The sequence below is a fragment of the Agarilytica rhodophyticola genome (assembly GCF_002157225.2).
In the GTDB taxonomy this organism is placed as follows: domain Bacteria; phylum Pseudomonadota; class Gammaproteobacteria; order Pseudomonadales; family Cellvibrionaceae; genus Agarilytica; species Agarilytica rhodophyticola.
This window is the reverse complement of record NZ_CP020038.1, coordinates 1,769,123-1,784,950: the sequence shown is the minus strand read 5'-3', so window position 1 is coordinate 1,784,950 and position 15,828 is coordinate 1,769,123. Positions and strand designations below refer to the sequence as shown.

Sequence of the window (15,828 nt, the reverse complement as noted above, 5' to 3'; positions counted from 1 at the left end):
AGATTAGAATTGCAATCAAAACTCTATTTGATGTATTACTAGTATAATACGTCAATTAAATTCCTGAAAAATTAAGGTAGCTGTGATAAAGCCCAGTGCCCTCTCACAATATCACCATTGTTATCAACTGGAACTGAAGCCCAAGCACGAGTCGGTCTGTTAGTTCGCGGGCTACAATCCCCAACAATAGCTCGATATTTCCAACTTCCGTCATTTGCAATAACCACCATAGACGAACCGACAAAGGAATAGCCGCTTGTGTTACCTGTATATCTATCTAATCGTTCAAATGCATTACTACATGCTATGTTCGAAGTAGGTAGCATTTTATACGAGATTTGACGAGAAGCATTTGTATAAGTGTAGTCATAGGTAGCAATTGGTATTCCATCAGAGTATAACTTAATTTTGTAATCACCATTGCCCAGGCTTGGTGGCATTTCAGCAGTAATTTCTGTGTTAGAGAAACAAAAAGAACAAATTTGGAGTTGAACGTCTGATATTTTAATTTCTGGTATATTGTCATTATATGTTAACCCTCGGCCTTGAATAATCAGTGTTGTTCCATCTGATGCAACCTGCTCAATAGATGTTCCTTCTATATCTAAAGCTTCACATGAAAACGCAATTCCTATTGTAAGATATAAAATTAGCTTAAACATAAGTTTATTACCTTTTAATACTTTGATATTTTAGTAGATCAGCAATTGCTGTTTATAGCTATCCTGCACAAAAGTTAAAGATAGGAGTCTTAGCGAAAAAACCATCACTAATCACTATCTCTTCGTTTTGATAGTTAAAAACAAGATTGCTCAATTTAACAGAAACTGTACTTTCCCATACAGGAGTTGTATCAATTCTCTTAATTCGCACATCACCATCTGACGCTGGAATAACTATTTCTTTATTAGGTTCACAGACAATGTCACTACCTTGATACACGCCATAGCACAATTAATATCTTCATATTCATTTAAGCTGATGAGTTCGACAAACCTAGCGACATCATATTTACCAGACTTGAGTGGAATTTGAACAATTAAAAGCCATCGGCTATCTGATGTCTTTGAATAGCTATGAAAACAGTAATTCCAAAACGAGACAAACTCTAGTGATTTAGAATTGGCAATATATGATTCGCGTTCTTCTAATGGTACGCAGCCGTTTAATATATAAAAAGATATAAATATTGATATCAATCTTATCATTAGGAACTCGTTATCTTCATAACAAAGAGCCAGATAACAAGTTCTTTGCTGTATACATTATTCGTTTTAGTAAAATTATCTTACCAATTTAAGACAAGTATCCACAGGCAAACGATAACCGGTGATTATCTGTATTTGATTACAAGCTTGTCTTTTCGCCTCATTAAGTAAATTGTTACCCCATGGGGTCTCTAAAAGTAGCTTCATTTCTAAGTCGTCTTCCAGCATTTCATCTAGAACTATTAATAAACCCCAACTCAAAAATGTTATGCTCCCAGCCTCGTTTCCATTTAACCATGATTCAAATCTAGTAATATCTCTTCGAACACGTGATGAGTCAATATTATTTTCATCTACTGACCAAATTAACACTGATTCTTTTTGTAAATTATTAATCATAAATTTTTTCTTATGGGCTGAATTACAATCAAAGATCAGCCGCAAAGCGGACATTTAGTTAGACTCGCTTTACGAAAGTAGATCACTCAACGACTCAGCCTTTCCCCGAGCAACATCTTTTTTGAAAATTTGCAATAGTTTGCTTCTTAGATCTCTCAACTTTGTAGGACTTTTCAAATCACTTTTATAATCAAATTTATCGCCCATATTTTCAACCTCGTAATTAAGATCCATAACAATTAGTTTAAGTATTGACTCTATCGCGTCCATAAATTTTTCAACTTTACCGTCATCAAAAAGTTCAGCTGGAGACCTCGAATAAACCAAAGCCACTTCATCAGATTTTATTAGCTCTGAAATAACGGACATTAAAAAAAATCTAGTCAACCCATACTTTGATAACGGTGTTGGCTGAATTCTAGGAGTAACTATCTTGATCTTCTCCATGATCAAATAAAGAAATATAATCCGATAAGCCGTTACAACGGGACGAGCAAAAATATCAGAATATTTATCATCAAAAAGCCTGTATACTTGATGACATGACTCCGGCTCCATTAAGTCATATGCAAGTAATAACTTGCCCGCCTCTTCATTAGTAATTAATGTTGTACCTTCCGATTGTTCTTGTCCTCTCTTTATTTCCAACTCGTAAATTCCATTTTCAATGTGAGAGAACTCTTTCTTTAATCTCAACTGGACTTCGTTAGTAGACTTCAAATCCCTCGGTTTAATGGCGTTTTGATTATTGCTATTTATTGTAATTTTTTTGGAAAGTTCTGGGTTTTGAATTTGAATTACTTTTGCAATAACTCTCAAATCTTCTGATAGCTTATCGGATAACTTTTTAAACGTAGATATGCTTTGAGCTCCATTTACAACCACATAATTAGCTATATTTAAACTATCGCCTTTCAGTTCTGCTTTTTCACATAATATATTTATTCCGTTATGATAGAGCGTGAAGTTTTCATGCTCTTTCTTATCATTGACACTTTCCATTAACGCTTTATTAACTTTAGTATTTCCCAAAGATTGCCTTACATTCTGTGAAAAAAGCGTTCCGTCATCTATACCCTGCATACCTATGAGTTCAAGAGCTTTAACTGGTAATATATAAGTTGTTGCGCGGTCAGACGTATGAAGTACAATTGGCGTGACATAGCTCGTATCAAAGACGTGCTCGCCTTCAATACCACCTTCAGCTTCAATATCAATATATTTACTAACAATTGCGCGCCTATCGTATACAGTGATAGAACTATCTTGTCTGACAAATTCTTCTCCATTCTTATCCAATGGTTGATTAGAAATGAACACCCCTTCTACTTTATAGCCCTTCGAAATCAGATCTTTCACGTTACTTCTCTTAAGAATTTTTTTTAATTCTTCATTTGCACCACCATCAATTAACGCTTGAACTGAATCGACGTCAGATAATTGTGTAATAGTTCCTGCTAATTCTCTAAGTGACGCATCACCAATTGAAGACTCTTTCTGTTTTATTTTTCCTTGAAGAACTAATACTTTCTTAAGTGTATGTTCAACCACTAGACCATCTATTCCGCGATCGTTTGCTCTATCACATATGGCATCGTCCGCAGCGACGCTATCTAAGCGAAATATATTTTCTAAGAACCAGTTTAAAAAGGCTATAGACTCCCCACGCCCTTTTTCCTCGTAGGAAATGAGAATTTTTTTTAAATTTACGTATTCTAATTCTTGTAAGAACACTTATAGCTCCTGTCTATCAATAGTTATGAATTTTATCAAATGACACTTAGTTTATAGATCGCATTCCAGGTCACCATTCAGGGTCGTTTTCCACCTCACTCAATACAACATTTTAGCTGAAGCACTAAGCGGCTGCTTCGGACAATTTTCTGATCCAAATAATATCACCTTGTATATCCACTAAAGTTCAATTCGACGCCATATCTTTTTGGATGCCAATGCCAAAAAATTCCACTAAGTCGGGGGCTAGAAAATTAGAGTGCGCACTATTGAAGTCTATAGCGCAGATATTTTTAGTGGCACTCCGTTCTGCAGCTGAAAAATAAAAGCGAAGGCCAAAACTTTTACTAGTAGGATTAGAGGGCATTTGTTAGGTCATTACCTATTCTCAGGGTGTACTTTTTCTTTAAGTATTTGGACTAGTTGCTCTGCACTTAAAGAATCTAAATAGAAGTTATTTCTCATCTTATTGAAAACCGTCAACATCCTGCGATAGCTATCTACTGATGGAAGGTGCGAATTAAAGTTTCTTCCTTTAAACTCTTCAAAGCGATCAAGTTGATTCACAATAAACGATGCAGTTCCCATATAATCAGTTTCATTGTTGCCATCAAAACCTCTAAACTTTGGATCTTTGCCAAATGGTGATGCTTCTTTCTCAACATAAGCCCTATCTTCGTCATTAAGCTCGCCGTAGCTATACTCAATAAAACTCCACATATCTAGAATATCTAGTACTTCTTTTACGATTCCAGGTGTCTCTTGATTTTCAAAGGGGATACCGGAGTATTTCCATGGTATACTCCACGTTTTATCGCTATATATTGCAGAACGAATAAAGTCAGGCTCAATTTCACCATCTACGTCTAAAGTATCATAAAGCTCGCTGAGCATTAACAGTATTAGTTTTTCACCATCTGTAATTTTCATTGTTATTTCCCTTAATTAAAGCGGGTTGTAATACTCTCTCTCTTTTCGTCAGAAAGAGTCTTTACGGTTGGCATAAAATCATTGATTTTGTAGTAAATACTTTTGCCTGCCGCCTTTTTATCTTCAAACGATTTAGCTTCAGACAACGCTTCTATGTCATCATTTAAAGCCGCACACAGCTCTTTAGCTTTGTTATCAAAGAACTCTGTAAAGTGCGAGCTTTGCTCATTAATAAAGCGGGAGAACTCTTCTACCTCCTTTGCAATGCCTGCACAATTTACACCACGAAGCATTGTTGGGTTACATGAAGGCCCAACCTTTGAAACAGTTTTCAAAACCCTGCTCGTTTCTGCATGAACTTGAGATACTTCAGCCAATTTTCGTCTGTCAACAATCTCATTTTTGACGATTTCGGCTTTTTTTGCGGATGTTGATGCCTTACTAGCTTCAACCCAAGCCCAGATCGCAGCACCAATAGAAGCAATGCTCCCCAGTACTGATACCCATTTTTCTATTGAATCCAAAACATTATCCTGCTTGACTCCTGATAGAACCTAACAGCAGGTTATGTCGGGATTCCCGAATATCCACTGCTGTTTTTCAATTAACATTCTAAGTAAAACCCCAACAACTTCAATGAGCAAAAAGAATCTACTTAAACAACCTCTACTCGCAATAGTAAGCCTCTGTATTTAACGAGACTCTGGTGGTCTTTTACGCGAGCAGCAGAAGTTAGAATATCCATCCGTTTCGAACGTTCGCTCTTAAGAGTTTCTTCGTCATTCTAGCTTTTCCGCTAGTGGCCGCAAGGTGCAAACTCCCACCATCAACGTTATCATACAACTCATCTGCTATTATTTTATTCAGTGCCAAGCTTGATCCATTTTCACCTACTAAATAATAGGTAAAGTTAGGAAAACTTACATTTGCAGTTATAAATTCAAAGCTGTTTTAATAAGTGAGTAGTCGTCTTTAGTAACAAGCGCTTTCGCCCCCATATCTCTCACCATCATTTCTGGCCCTTTACAATGTAATTTTAGAGGGTTTCCTTCTTGAGGAATAACTGCAAACAGTGGATGTTTTTCCTGAACACAGAATTTAGCATGCGTTGTTGTGCCGCTTCTAACATCAGATTCGACAATAATGGAACACTTAGATAATCCGACTTGTATGCGGTTACGTGGCACAAAGTTTTGTCTACTCGCTCGAGCACCTTCTGGATGTTCTGAAACCCATAGACCACCAGATTCCAATATTTGGTAGCCTAACTGTTGATTGGCCTTGGGTTCCGCCGTATGTAAACCATGGGCCAACACAGCAATCGTGTTTCCAGCTACGTCTAGACACCCCCTATGGGCTTCAGCATCAATACCTAAAGCAAGCCCACTGACCACTGTCGCTCCCAAGCTAACACAGTGGCGAGCTATTCTATTTGTTATTTTTAAGCCATTAGTTGTGGCATTACGTGTGCCAACAATGGCCACACCTAGAGAAGACACGAGCAAATCTAAGTTGCCTCGAGCGTAAAGTATGCGTGGGGGACTCATGATATTACGAAGACTGTCTGGATAATAATCAGAATCTTGGTCTATTGCATGTATTTCTGTATTTTGCTGCACAGTTGGCTGCTCTATCCTCTCATTGTTCTGCCTAACACTACCGCGATTCTAACTAATGCACCAGCATCCGTTAATACATCAATGCCTGCTTTTATTGAATTAGTTGTTGTCGTTACATCGTCGAGTAGGATAACAGATCTACCTCCAATCTTTCGTGCAATATCAATTGGAATAGCTGTCGATGCTAGTGCATCCTCTTTCCTCCGACTACCACCTTTGTGAGCCGCTAGCTTTGTCTTGGTGCGTAGGATTAAGTTATAATCGGGGTTTTGGACTGAAAACTCAAAGGATAGGTTCTTAATTAGCTTAGCGAAGCCTGCATGAGACCTACCGTGTGTTGACGATGGAATCGTTGCAATAAAGACGGGTTGGCGACCTAGTCCTTTTCCGCGTAAGTAGGTAATAAGTTTGTTAGAGAAGACAGAAACGGCTTCATCTTTACCGTCTTTAAAATCAAGAATCTGACGGCTATGAATATCAACAGAGCCTGAACTAACTGGATAGTAGTTACCCATTGCCACAATTGGAATACTCTTATAAAAATCAACGTGAAATACCATTTTCAATCCGTTTGTCAGCTAACAATTAAGGCAACTTACCATTAACGAAAAAAACTTTGGCGACAAAAAGACTTTATTTGCGACTATATTGTTCACCCGTAGCAAATCTATCATCTAGTTACAGCTTTTAATAAATGTATAATGGCAAAAACATTAATGATTTAGCAATAGGGCAATCAATGAATAAATTACGTATATTTTTAGGAGTTTGAAAAGGGATGTTTGCAAAACTCCAAGCCTTAACATTAGTAATTACTATTCTTTTCTACTCTGAGATCTCATTCTCGTTTACGGAAGAATATGATAAATGGAAAGCAGTGTATTTTACATGTAGTCGAGAAGAAGCAATAAAACTTCTCCAAAATCCTCAATTTAATAGGAATAGTATAATTGCATCCAAAAAAGCAAGCGATATTTGTACATTTAAATTAGGAAGCCCACCTCAGCGCTTGTATGATTTTGAAGAAGTCTTTTTTAAGAAGCTATCTAAAATAGATCCTAAATATCGACAAGGCGCAAAGACTTATAACTTCATCAGGGAATTGAAAAATTTAATTCGCAATGAACCCCTCTCAAATAAGACTCACATTCTTAATAAGGCACAAAAAATTTATAGCACAAATTTATGCCAAGATATTAATATGAGTTATTGCAAACCATCATTGTACATAGGATTGATTAGCAACTTAATTGACTCTTATCAAGACGTATTGAAGTAGAGTTTAAAAAGACTAAATAGTAGTGATATGTTATAACTTGAATAGCATTTAAAAGACACTAAGCCTTGTTTATAACAGAGAACAACCATAAATAAGCTGTTAGGATTATGAAAAAAAATAGGAAATATATCATGAAATTAGAAAAAGCTTTTTCAGAGGATGTGAAGCTAAACATTACTGCCCGACAAGCAGACATGAAATTTGCTGAAGGAGTTATACAGTCAAAATTTAACTTCCAATGTCCGGGTAAAAACTGTGATGCACCCGTTACTTGCGCTAATCTAGATCGTCCGCTAGAAAAGAGAAAGCGTGACCCTTACTATATAATCGTTGGTGAACATAGCTCTCAATGCAATATAGCAAAAGATATTGATAATCAAAAGAAAGCCTCAAAAACAACGATGGATATATACAAAGATAGTGACGAGTATATAGATCATGCTATTCGAATAAATCTCCAACCACCAAGTACAAAAAGGCTTGAATCAGGCGATCTTGCAAAGAATAGTGAATATAGTGAAAGTAGGATTAGTCGCGGGAGGGTGATAGCTGGAAAGCGTAAAATCCAGCGAACAAAAACACTTTCTTCATTAATCGACGCATATTTAGCAAAAGAATCATTGATCGTACAGTTACCAGAAACAGGGTTGATTGACCTCAACAATCTATTTATTGAAATTAATGGGCAAAATTTAGCTGATTTTGAAGATGAATTTCGAATTTATTACGGAAAGGCATGGTTTAATAAAAAAGAGCATGGGTACTCTATCGTTTTCGATAAAACACTTACATCAGGTGATATCATTAAGCGCCCGTCAACCTATATTCCAATAAGTAAACTGGAAGTATCAGGTTTTAAACGCTTTAACCTAGACACATTAGAAAGAACTGCCGATAACAAACCCAAGATGGTTTTTTTAATTTCAGAGACGGGGCCTAGAGTTAAAGATGGGCATATCAATATATGGTGTGAAAGTCCTGAATATTTGGATTACAGATTGTTAGAAAAATAATATGTAGAAAAACTGGACACAAATAAAGGGGGTACTTCTCTGTAAATACTCTGTTTAGCAGTGTGTATAAACTCTTTCCTGGCATCTAGTTAAATATAGTGGCTTATTTTTTCTAGTAAATTTTTTTAAGTGTATTGTTGCACCCCCTTTAACCTGTTAGAGTTTTATCTACAACATTAATTGAAAGACCTCTGTGGGATAAACGGGAATTCTGACTAATATACTTATGTTTACTAAAGAACTCTACTCATTAACTAAGGTTAGGAGTGTGAAATGTCGAATATCGAAGTTACTCTTCCAGCAGTAGATGGAAGTCTTTATTGTCCTCATGAGTTCGGTGAATCCTGCAAACTAGCGATTCATACCCTCATTTCCGATGATTTCGCGGCACCACCCCAAAATATGGTAATTGAAGTAAAAACAGAATCAGGAAAATCAGTAAAAGTCTATGTACCTTATGATCGTAATCTTAACGCATCAGTAACTGTAGATGGTGAAGCACTATAAACATGACAAGCCAATTAAACTAGGACGCCGTAAACTGCAGCCTTTGTTGGAACGTTAAATAAATTATGGATATATCGAGATAACTATGAGTGATGGAATAATTGCCGAAGCACGTTATATTTGTTCAAACTGTGGTCATGAACACACTTTGAGTAAAGATGAAATAATGTTTGAAGCAGAGTCTGCGTCTGAAAGAGGTATGGGAAAAGAATGCCAGTACACTGCTTATATTGATTACCCATGTGATAATTGTAATGAAGATATACATTTAAAATTTGAAGCATGGGAATACCCTAACGGTATCCTTAATGATACTAGTCATGAAGCATCTGGGGCAAAAATACTCGATGTCAGTTTTAAAACTTACCATCGACCACCTGATCCAGAAGAAGATAATTCCAGAGTATTGGGGGCAGCCGCAGGCGGGGCAATATTTGGCGCTTCGGTTGGCGGACCTTTTGGTGCCCTCATTGGCGGTATTGTTGGTGGATTAATCGGTGACTCTGTAAAAAATGGTGGCAAGAAGAATGGATAAAGCCATATTCATACCTTCAGCCATTATTGGGGTCATATTGATAAGTATCTATGCATACAGATGTCATGCAGCAAAAAAAGAATTCAATCAGGCTGTCATGGTTAATGCCATTCTTCAGTCAAGTGGCGTTGTGTGCGGTGCACTTTTAGTAGCCGGTACAATAAATGAAGATGCGAGAGAGCTTTTAAAAGAAATCGACCTTTACATTTTCATTGCCGGGATGGTGATTGTAGCCGCTTCATTAAAAGGTATTTATTCGGATATATTTTTATCCACTAAGGCAAATGGTTCTAAATTACCTAACAATGCAAGCAGTACGGACGCAAAAGGTCGCACCACCTATTAAGCTATTATATCAAATGAAGCTAATAGGTCATAGTTTGGTTTCTTGTTTGCGAGCAAAGTAGAGTTTCTTGATATTAGCATTCAAAACTAGTCTGATGTCTAATTAAGATTTAGTAGACTCACAGAGTGATAGTATGAAAGGCAATTAGCGGCTTACGTTTGCCAATCGAGGCTGTTTAGGTGTATTGTTGTGTTGCAACTCCTTGAGCCTGTTAGAGTTTTATCTACAACATTGATCGGAAGGCCGTTGTGTATAACTGGAAATTCCCACTGGGGTAGTTTTACGCACCCTTATAATTCGGAGAGATAGGATGAATTCTGAGAAATACAATAGAAGTATTAGGTTACTATGCCCAACATGCGGGTGTTCTGATTTTTCGTATGATGAGGGCGCGGATGAAACTATTCAGATTATGACCTGTGCCTTATGTGAAAGAGAATTAAACAAAGACGAGCTAATTCAAGAGAATAGCGAAAATATTGATGAGCACCTCTCTGAAATTAAGAAAGAGGTTACGGAAGGTATTGCTGATGAACTTCGCAAATCCCTCAAAAAAGCATTTTCAGGTAGTAAAAATATTAGGATCAAATAATGCCAGTAACTATTGATGCAGGTGATATTATCGCTGGTTTGGCATTTCTCCTATCAGGCTATGCAACTTGGCAAACTGTTAGTTTTAACAAGAAGCAAAAATCTCTTGTTGAAAGCCAAGAGAAGTTAAACAATCTTCTATTAGAGAAGGGAAATGAGGACTCATTAAATGAAAAAAGAGCCGATCTTGGAGCATCTTTCATTAAACTGGGCAGCAATAAATATCGGCTTAAAATTTGGAATAAAGGGGCTTCAACTGCTAGAAACGTAAAAATAGATTTTCCAGAGGGGAACGATGTAATAATTGATTCTGAAGTCACTGATAAATTTCCAATGGAAAGTTTAGAGAGACATCAGTCGGTCGAATTGATAGCTGCGGTTCACATGCTGACCAAATCTAAGCATGTAATTCGGCTTATTTGGGAAGATGACGCTCAATCTCACAATGAAAAGCTGTCCTATCCAACACTGTAAACATGTAACAAGCTCATGCTAACGGACTGGTTTTCCGCTGTTCTCCAAATCAGTCGTAAATACGAGCGCTATATAGAATGACCTCATTGTAAATACTATACGTCATAGCTTGTTTTTTGTGCGACAGTGATGTGGAAAATGTGCACATTCGTTATCTCTACTAAGCTTGCTTTTGTGACAAAAAACTCTAGACGTCAGTCACGCGTCCAATATTTATGTATTGGACACTTACAACTATTCACAGAACCATTGCAAAAAAAGATGACAACTATCCGTGAGAGCAAACAGCTTAGGGAGCTTTTGATTGACACCAAAAGCATTACTTTGTCAGCATCACTTTATTTATATGATTGTTTTGCCTTTTATATATAGTCGGTATTCAAAACCAATCTGGCGCAGGATAGAATTTAAGTAAATGTAGGTATAGTCGTGCAGCTTCTTCGAGACGATCAGGGGCTAGGTGCTCTTATCTTATTGTTTGGTTGTTCGAGTATTCGTTTTAACTTTCAGTTTCCGCAGCAACGCTTTGTTAAGTACCTACTTACCGTCGTCCCACGAATTCAAAAAATCAGCAAGAATATCGCCGTGGCAAGCTTCTGGTTTACAAAAACACCCCAGACGCTTTCCTGCTAATTTATACACTTCAGATTTTTCTTTGTTAGGAAATTTTTCATAGTCAAAATCGTATTTATATTTACGTATGACCTCGTTTCGATCATCTCCTTCACTATACATTGAGTAAGGGTTTCCCCAGTAAGAACCTCTTCCAATGTACTCATAATTCGGCGTACTCTTCTCTTTTTGGTATTCTGGCTCAGTTTTTATATTTACAACTCGTGTTATAGCAATACTAATAACTCTTAGCGGCTTACCGCTATCCTTTATTTTTTTTATTTCTTCTCCGAACTCTTCACCATCATCAAAAATAATTGCATGAGTTATATCGTCAGTTGTCCAATTAATTAATTTTATGCTCTTCAATTTTCCTGGGTTTTCATCACACAATCTCTGTATAAAATCACACGGATCGTTTGGATAAGTTAAAACAACATCTTTGAGACTTGAAGATATTTTCTCTACTTTTCTAGAAAACTTTGAGTAGCAATTAAATAGTTTTGGATAAAGAATTAATACTGTCGCCATTAATACAAATGCTTCACTTTTAGATCTAATTCAGAATTCTCATTAAGGTACTCAACAACAAGCCTCCTATGACATAAATGCGGTTCATGCTCACTACACAATAAGCAACCTTGATCTAGCAATGCAGGCTTTACTGACCTTTCTATATTTCTTTGCCCCATAAGATTTAGAAATTTATCTTCATACTCTTCCCAGGGTATTTCACCTTTTTTATAAGCATTCAAGATGTCTTTTGTTGGAGCAAGCTCTGGAACATGCACGTAATCCGTATTACAAAGCTCTTTTAAGAAAAATCTAAGGTCATCTCTCTTTGCAAAACCGGCAAGTTGAGAAATATTGTTTAATCGCACATCCAAAAGTGTACTTATTTCTGATGTGCGAATGAGGTTAAAGAATGTTTCTGCGTTCTTTTTAGTAAAACCAATCGTGTATATATCTATTTCATTAGCCATAGCTTCTTATCTCATCGTGAAACCTTGGAAATGTATAGATTCCGTTAACCTGCAACCAGTATCCATTCCTCTCTCCAATAGCCCAGACTCTACTTAATCCCACTCTTAGATAGACTGAATCCTGTTTATTTATTAAATCAGTGACCTCGTGTAGCCTATCATCATTTTGGTGCTTTTTCGCATAGTCATGAAATCCCCTATCAGTGATTGAAAGATAGTTGTACTTATGTCCACTATCATCTGTGAAAGAAGCTTTAATTTTTCCTGGTTTAAACTGGTCTTCATGAATGCTTAACTGACGTGGCAAGACCTTAATCGTGATTATTGAACAATTTGCCTCTTGACCGTAGGGAATATGTTTCTGATTAGAATCAAAATCAATACCAAAACCTTGTGACACAGAATCACTCGATGAGTTTTCTAGTATTTGAAGGAACTGCTCACCATTGCATGCACCATAAAATTTTAGGTCGGAATAACTAGCATCCTCAACATGAGGATTATCTCTATTTTGCTGCAAAGAAATATTCCCTTTCAAGATTGCACCAGGATGAATACCTAATTCCTCACATTTAGTGCTTTTTAAATAAGGCATTGGCCGGAAACATTCGCCTGTCTTCACATCAATTACGGCTGTACAGACATTATCACCGGTAGAAAACCTTGTTAAGTCTGTGATTATTACTTCTCTCATTCTCACTCCTTAAGCTTAATTTTTTGTACTCTAGTTTTCAATTTTGATGCACAAGCTACCAGAGAAAAACCCAAAACAAATAATATAAACATTATTATTATTAGATTTCAAAGTCGCAACTTACTCATAGCAGATATTAGGTATTAGGCAAAATTTTGAGTATGTAGCATGTTTTATTGATTATTTCGGCCTGTCAATTAAAAATAACTCATCACAAAATCAAGGACTTTTATATGCATAGAAATACTTTCCTAATCTGATAAGCGACTATAACAGGCAAGTTAAGCATATATAATTCTTCGTGAATGTCTAGGTTAACTGACGTCAAAAGGCTTAATTCGATATAGAACTAAAAACTACAAGCAGATGCACCACATTGATGCATAACAACTTTACCAATTCTTACAAGGACTTACCACTAAGCCTAAATACATCACAGAAAGGGTTTGAACCGAGTTCCCTCCCCTCCACCAATAGATAAAAGCCAACCCCTATCAGGTTGGCTTTTTTATGCCTGCCCCCCGCGCTACAGCCCAGTAACGGCAAGGGTTTGCGGACTTCGGCTATTTTTTAATCCCGGACTTCATAGCATCAAATTCTCTCTTCTCCCCTATATTCTCTCTCACTATGCCACGCACCACTTTCGAAGTCCGTCGATGACGAAAAATTATTTCCTTATAAATCAATAACTTAGCGACGGAATTTTATGATGGTTTTTTGAGGGCAATGGCTACCCAAAAAGAAATACGCAAACCTTACTCAGAACGGAGAAAACCAGAGGGGTTTATAGTTAGCTAAACCAAAGAGGTAATTAACTGTACTAATAAAAACCAAATACAGCCCATAGATATAAGGAATAAAATCAATATATTAAGAGTATTTTTCAATCTTATTTTGTACTAGAAGAGAGATATCAGGCATAGGTTTATCATTCATTCATTTATTGCTAGGTATGGAAGTAGCAACAAACCTATATTAAGTATATTTCCACTCAAGAGAAAAGACTAAATATCAACCATAGGAATTGCTCAGTGGACAACAATGTGGCCACTAATCAGCAACCCTATTATTTTAAGCTGCCTATACGGCAGTAAACATACTGGAAGCGCTAGTCTGCCTACCTGAGCGTACATGGAAAACCTATTATCAACACATCCAAAGGCCAGCCATGTCGATAGCAGAAACGCCCCCTTCTACACTAACGCAGATCATGCAGCTTGAAAACATGGCAATGAAAGAACTGTTAGTCATATGGCAGGAATTCAACCAAACATCACCCCCAGTGCGAGCAAGAAGTTATATTGAGCGGCGTCTGCCTTACGCATTATAAGTTAACTCGTTAAGTGCTGATGATAAGAAAATTATTAAAAGAAATACACAACGTATTAAAGAGATTAGCCAAACATACGCAATCAATAAAAGTAAAAATAAACAAAACACTTATATTCCAGTACCGGGCACCATTTTGAAACGACTTTATAACGATGTGGAATACGAGGTGATTGTGCGATCAGATGAACAGTTTGAATTTCAAAAACGCCCTTACAAAAGTTTATCCAAAATTGCGAAAGAGATTACCGGTACACATTGGTCTGGGCCTGCATTTTTTGGCTCTCGACAATCTAAGAAAATAGTGAAAAAATCATCAACATAAAAATAATATTAAATGCTAAAATATTTTGGTATCAAGGTTACACAAAAAGGTGTAGTCACAAAGACTTTACCTATAGTAGGAGGCCTTATTGGAGGTGGCTGGAACTATATTGAAGTTAGTGTAATAAAAAAGAACAATTTCATCTTTTGAAGCAAACTAAGCATAACAAGTTGCTGATAGATACAAGACTACTGTGCTTCAGTTTTTTCAAAACAAGGCGTTATATCGAATGATCGCACTGTAGATACTAATGTGTCATAGCTTCTTTTTTTGTGCGGCGGAAAACTGAAAGAAGCACACGCTCGTTATCGTTGACTAAATATCTGCTTGTGATAAAAAGTTCTAAACGCCAATCATACTTCCAATACTGACCAGTACTTGACTTAATGAAGGATATTAATTCACAAAAATAAACTGCAGTGAATAGTTAAGTGTGTGTCCACAATAGTTTAGCACAGTGAAAATTATCCTTCATACCCAGACACACGCTTAGACCAATTTTCGACGGTTTTGTCGCATACCGGACTTTTGAAATTTTACCCTTTATACTGCCGGTTCATATTTAGCCACTAGTCTAAGTAGCCAATGATCATTTTGCAAAGTGTTCGCTGGTACTGCGCTTATGCACTCGGTTACCGAAATATTGATGAGATAATGGCTGATCGCGGAACTGACGTTGACCACAGTACTTTGAATTGTTGGGTAATATTCTACGCGCCGAAATTAGAAAAGCTTTTCAAAAAAAGAAGCGTCTACCCGGGAATAAATGGCGGCTTGATGAGACGTATCTCAGAGTTAAAGGCCAGTGGAAATATTATTGTGCCGTTGGTAAACATGGTAATGCCGTTGACTTTTTACTGACCGCCAAGCGTGATAAGAAGGCGGCTCAACACTTTTTCGCAAAAACGGTTAAACACAATGGAAAGCCCTGCTTATTAAATATTGATAAAAGCGGCGCCAATAAATCAAACATAAGACAATTCAGCCAAGGTAACAATGAGCGTGTTAAAATCTGTCAGTGTAAATATTTAAACGATGTCATTGAGCAGGATCATCGGCGAATTACAAGACTCTCCCGCTCAATGCTTGGCTTTAAGAATTTTCATTGTACACAAAAAACATTGGCAGAAATTGAAGTTGCGGTAATGATCAAAAAAGGGCAAATGAAGAAAACTATTGCTAACGGTCTGTAATGCACTAAACAATTCTATGCTTTGGCTGTGTAAGCCGCAAATCCCCTTTTAACTTTT

Annotated in this window: 20 protein-coding genes and 1 pseudogene; 10 read left to right on the top strand and 11 right to left on the bottom strand. The window is 36.8% G+C overall.

All coding sequences use genetic code 11. From position 1 onward, the window contains the following. Nucleotides 1-71: 71 nt before the first annotated feature. The 8 genes from BVC89_RS07460 to BVC89_RS07420 all read right to left on the bottom strand — a co-directional run bounded on the left by BVC89_RS07460 (nucleotide 72) and on the right by BVC89_RS07420 (nucleotide 6,450). Nucleotides 72-662, bottom strand: a complete 591-nt coding sequence (locus BVC89_RS07460; RefSeq protein WP_086930585.1) for an IPT/TIG domain-containing protein — start codon at nucleotides 660-662, stop codon at nucleotides 72-74. A gap of 58 nt (nucleotides 663-720) precedes the next feature. Further along, nucleotides 721-954, bottom strand: a complete 234-nt coding sequence (locus BVC89_RS07455; protein WP_086930584.1) for a hypothetical protein — start codon at nucleotides 952-954, stop codon at nucleotides 721-723. 329 nt (nucleotides 955-1,283) lie between these two features. Next, nucleotides 1,284-1,607 carry a hypothetical protein gene (locus tag BVC89_RS07450; protein ID WP_158657833.1) on the bottom strand — a complete coding sequence of 108 codons (324 nt, stop codon included), beginning with the start codon at nucleotides 1,605-1,607 and terminating at the stop codon, nucleotides 1,284-1,286. Between the two features lie 69 nt (nucleotides 1,608-1,676). Further along, on the bottom strand, nucleotides 1,677-3,341 hold the full coding sequence (locus BVC89_RS07445; protein WP_086930582.1) for an AIPR family protein: 1,665 nt from the start codon (nucleotides 3,339-3,341) through the stop codon (nucleotides 1,677-1,679). A 378-nt stretch (nucleotides 3,342-3,719) separates the two neighbouring features. Continuing rightward, nucleotides 3,720-4,271: a YfbU family protein gene (locus BVC89_RS07435; RefSeq protein WP_086930580.1), complete on the bottom strand. Its 552-nt coding sequence runs from the start codon at nucleotides 4,269-4,271 to the stop codon at nucleotides 3,720-3,722. Between the two features lie 11 nt (nucleotides 4,272-4,282). Beyond that, nucleotides 4,283-4,795, bottom strand: coding sequence for a hypothetical protein (locus BVC89_RS07430; protein ID WP_086930579.1), 513 nt, complete (start codon nucleotides 4,793-4,795; stop codon nucleotides 4,283-4,285). A 408-nt stretch (nucleotides 4,796-5,203) separates the two neighbouring features. Further along, nucleotides 5,204-5,890 (bottom strand): DNA-processing protein DprA, encoded by a 687-nt coding sequence (locus BVC89_RS07425; protein WP_158657832.1) that lies wholly within the window; start codon nucleotides 5,888-5,890, stop codon nucleotides 5,204-5,206. Nucleotides 5,891-5,901: 11 nt separating this feature from the next. Further along, a complete protein-coding gene (locus BVC89_RS07420) occupies nucleotides 5,902-6,450 on the bottom strand; it encodes a phosphoribosyltransferase (protein ID WP_086930577.1) in 549 nt (182 codons plus the stop codon). A gap of 218 nt (nucleotides 6,451-6,668) precedes the next feature. Here BVC89_RS07420 and BVC89_RS07415 point away from each other — a divergent pair, with 218 nt between their 5' ends. From BVC89_RS07415 to BVC89_RS07385, 7 genes are all read left to right on the top strand, one after another. Then, nucleotides 6,669-7,169, top strand: coding sequence for a hypothetical protein (locus BVC89_RS07415; RefSeq protein ID WP_086930576.1), 501 nt, complete (start codon nucleotides 6,669-6,671; stop codon nucleotides 7,167-7,169). Between the two features lie 131 nt (nucleotides 7,170-7,300). After that, nucleotides 7,301-8,182: a hypothetical protein gene (locus tag BVC89_RS07410; protein ID WP_086930575.1), complete on the top strand. Its 882-nt coding sequence runs from the start codon at nucleotides 7,301-7,303 to the stop codon at nucleotides 8,180-8,182. A gap of 273 nt (nucleotides 8,183-8,455) precedes the next feature. After that, nucleotides 8,456-8,689 carry a hypothetical protein gene (locus tag BVC89_RS07405; protein WP_086930574.1) on the top strand — a complete coding sequence of 78 codons (234 nt, stop codon included), beginning with the start codon at nucleotides 8,456-8,458 and terminating at the stop codon, nucleotides 8,687-8,689. Between the two features lie 85 nt (nucleotides 8,690-8,774). Continuing rightward, nucleotides 8,775-9,224: a hypothetical protein gene (locus BVC89_RS07400; protein WP_086930573.1), complete on the top strand. Its 450-nt coding sequence runs from the start codon at nucleotides 8,775-8,777 to the stop codon at nucleotides 9,222-9,224. Beyond that, nucleotides 9,217-9,570, top strand: coding sequence for a hypothetical protein (locus BVC89_RS07395; protein ID WP_216825106.1), 354 nt, complete (start codon nucleotides 9,217-9,219; stop codon nucleotides 9,568-9,570). The genes BVC89_RS07400 and BVC89_RS07395 overlap by 8 nt, the downstream gene beginning before the upstream one ends. Nucleotides 9,571-9,880: 310 nt before the next feature. After that, nucleotides 9,881-10,162 (top strand): ECs_2282 family putative zinc-binding protein, encoded by a 282-nt coding sequence (locus tag BVC89_RS30280; protein WP_086930572.1) that lies wholly within the window; start codon nucleotides 9,881-9,883, stop codon nucleotides 10,160-10,162. After that, entirely contained in the window at nucleotides 10,162-10,635 is a 474-nt protein-coding gene (locus BVC89_RS07385) for a hypothetical protein (RefSeq protein ID WP_086930571.1), read from the top strand. The genes BVC89_RS30280 and BVC89_RS07385 overlap by 1 nt, the downstream gene beginning before the upstream one ends. Nucleotides 10,636-11,172: 537 nt before the next feature. Here the strand turns inward: BVC89_RS07385 and BVC89_RS07380 are convergent. Genes BVC89_RS07380 through BVC89_RS07370 form a run of 3 tightly spaced genes read right to left on the bottom strand, consistent with a single transcriptional unit; the run spans nucleotide 11,173 to nucleotide 12,924 of the window. Next, nucleotides 11,173-11,778 (bottom strand): DUF4326 domain-containing protein, encoded by a 606-nt coding sequence (locus BVC89_RS07380; protein WP_086930570.1) that lies wholly within the window; start codon nucleotides 11,776-11,778, stop codon nucleotides 11,173-11,175. Beyond that, the gene (locus BVC89_RS07375) at nucleotides 11,778-12,230 is read right to left on the bottom strand and encodes a DUF488 domain-containing protein (RefSeq protein WP_245929358.1); all 453 of its coding nucleotides are present in this window, start codon (nucleotides 12,228-12,230) and stop codon (nucleotides 11,778-11,780) included. The genes BVC89_RS07380 and BVC89_RS07375 overlap by 1 nt, the downstream gene beginning before the upstream one ends. Then, nucleotides 12,223-12,924 (bottom strand): dual OB domain-containing protein, encoded by a 702-nt coding sequence (locus tag BVC89_RS07370; protein WP_086930569.1) that lies wholly within the window; start codon nucleotides 12,922-12,924, stop codon nucleotides 12,223-12,225. Before BVC89_RS07370 ends, BVC89_RS07375 begins: the two co-directional genes overlap by 8 nt. A 1,168-nt stretch (nucleotides 12,925-14,092) precedes the next feature. Between BVC89_RS07370 and BVC89_RS29620 the strand changes: the two genes are divergently transcribed. From BVC89_RS29620 to BVC89_RS07360, 3 genes and pseudogenes are all read left to right on the top strand, one after another. Then, nucleotides 14,093-14,254 carry a hypothetical protein gene (locus tag BVC89_RS29620; protein WP_158657831.1) on the top strand — a complete coding sequence of 54 codons (162 nt, stop codon included), beginning with the start codon at nucleotides 14,093-14,095 and terminating at the stop codon, nucleotides 14,252-14,254. 30 nt (nucleotides 14,255-14,284) lie between these two features. After that, entirely contained in the window at nucleotides 14,285-14,578 is a 294-nt protein-coding gene (locus BVC89_RS07365; RefSeq protein ID WP_086930568.1) for a DUF2924 domain-containing protein, read from the top strand. Between the two features lie 585 nt (nucleotides 14,579-15,163). Then, nucleotides 15,164-15,771: pseudogene (locus BVC89_RS07360) on the top strand (IS6 family transposase). Nucleotides 15,772-15,828 lie beyond the last annotated feature (57 nt).

Bases quoted from the DNA above. Each gene is read 5' to 3' on its own strand.
- BVC89_RS07460 (WP_086930585.1), bottom strand. From the start codon at position 662: ATGTTTAAGCTAATTTTATATCTTACAATAGGAATTGCGTTTTCATGT.
- BVC89_RS07450 (WP_158657833.1), bottom strand. From the start codon at position 1,607: ATGATTAATAATTTACAAAAAGAATCAGTGTTAATTTGGTCAGTAGAT.
- BVC89_RS07435 (WP_086930580.1), bottom strand. From the start codon at position 4,271: ATGAAAATTACAGATGGTGAAAAACTAATACTGTTAATGCTCAGCGAG.
- BVC89_RS07420 (WP_086930577.1), bottom strand. From the start codon at position 6,450: ATGGTATTTCACGTTGATTTTTATAAGAGTATTCCAATTGTGGCAATG.
- BVC89_RS07415 (WP_086930576.1), top strand. From the start codon at position 6,669: ATGTTTGCAAAACTCCAAGCCTTAACATTAGTAATTACTATTCTTTTC.
- BVC89_RS07410 (WP_086930575.1), top strand. From the start codon at position 7,301: ATGAAATTAGAAAAAGCTTTTTCAGAGGATGTGAAGCTAAACATTACT.
- BVC89_RS07405 (WP_086930574.1), top strand. From the start codon at position 8,456: ATGTCGAATATCGAAGTTACTCTTCCAGCAGTAGATGGAAGTCTTTAT.
- BVC89_RS07400 (WP_086930573.1), top strand. From the start codon at position 8,775: ATGAGTGATGGAATAATTGCCGAAGCACGTTATATTTGTTCAAACTGT.
- BVC89_RS07395 (WP_216825106.1), top strand. From the start codon at position 9,217: ATGGATAAAGCCATATTCATACCTTCAGCCATTATTGGGGTCATATTG.
- BVC89_RS30280 (WP_086930572.1), top strand. From the start codon at position 9,881: ATGAATTCTGAGAAATACAATAGAAGTATTAGGTTACTATGCCCAACA.
- BVC89_RS07385 (WP_086930571.1), top strand. From the start codon at position 10,162: ATGCCAGTAACTATTGATGCAGGTGATATTATCGCTGGTTTGGCATTT.
- BVC89_RS07380 (WP_086930570.1), bottom strand. From the start codon at position 11,778: ATGGCGACAGTATTAATTCTTTATCCAAAACTATTTAATTGCTACTCA.
- BVC89_RS07375 (WP_245929358.1), bottom strand. From the start codon at position 12,230: ATGGCTAATGAAATAGATATATACACGATTGGTTTTACTAAAAAGAAC.
- BVC89_RS07370 (WP_086930569.1), bottom strand. From the start codon at position 12,924: ATGAGAGAAGTAATAATCACAGACTTAACAAGGTTTTCTACCGGTGAT.
- BVC89_RS29620 (WP_158657831.1), top strand. From the start codon at position 14,093: ATGTCGATAGCAGAAACGCCCCCTTCTACACTAACGCAGATCATGCAG.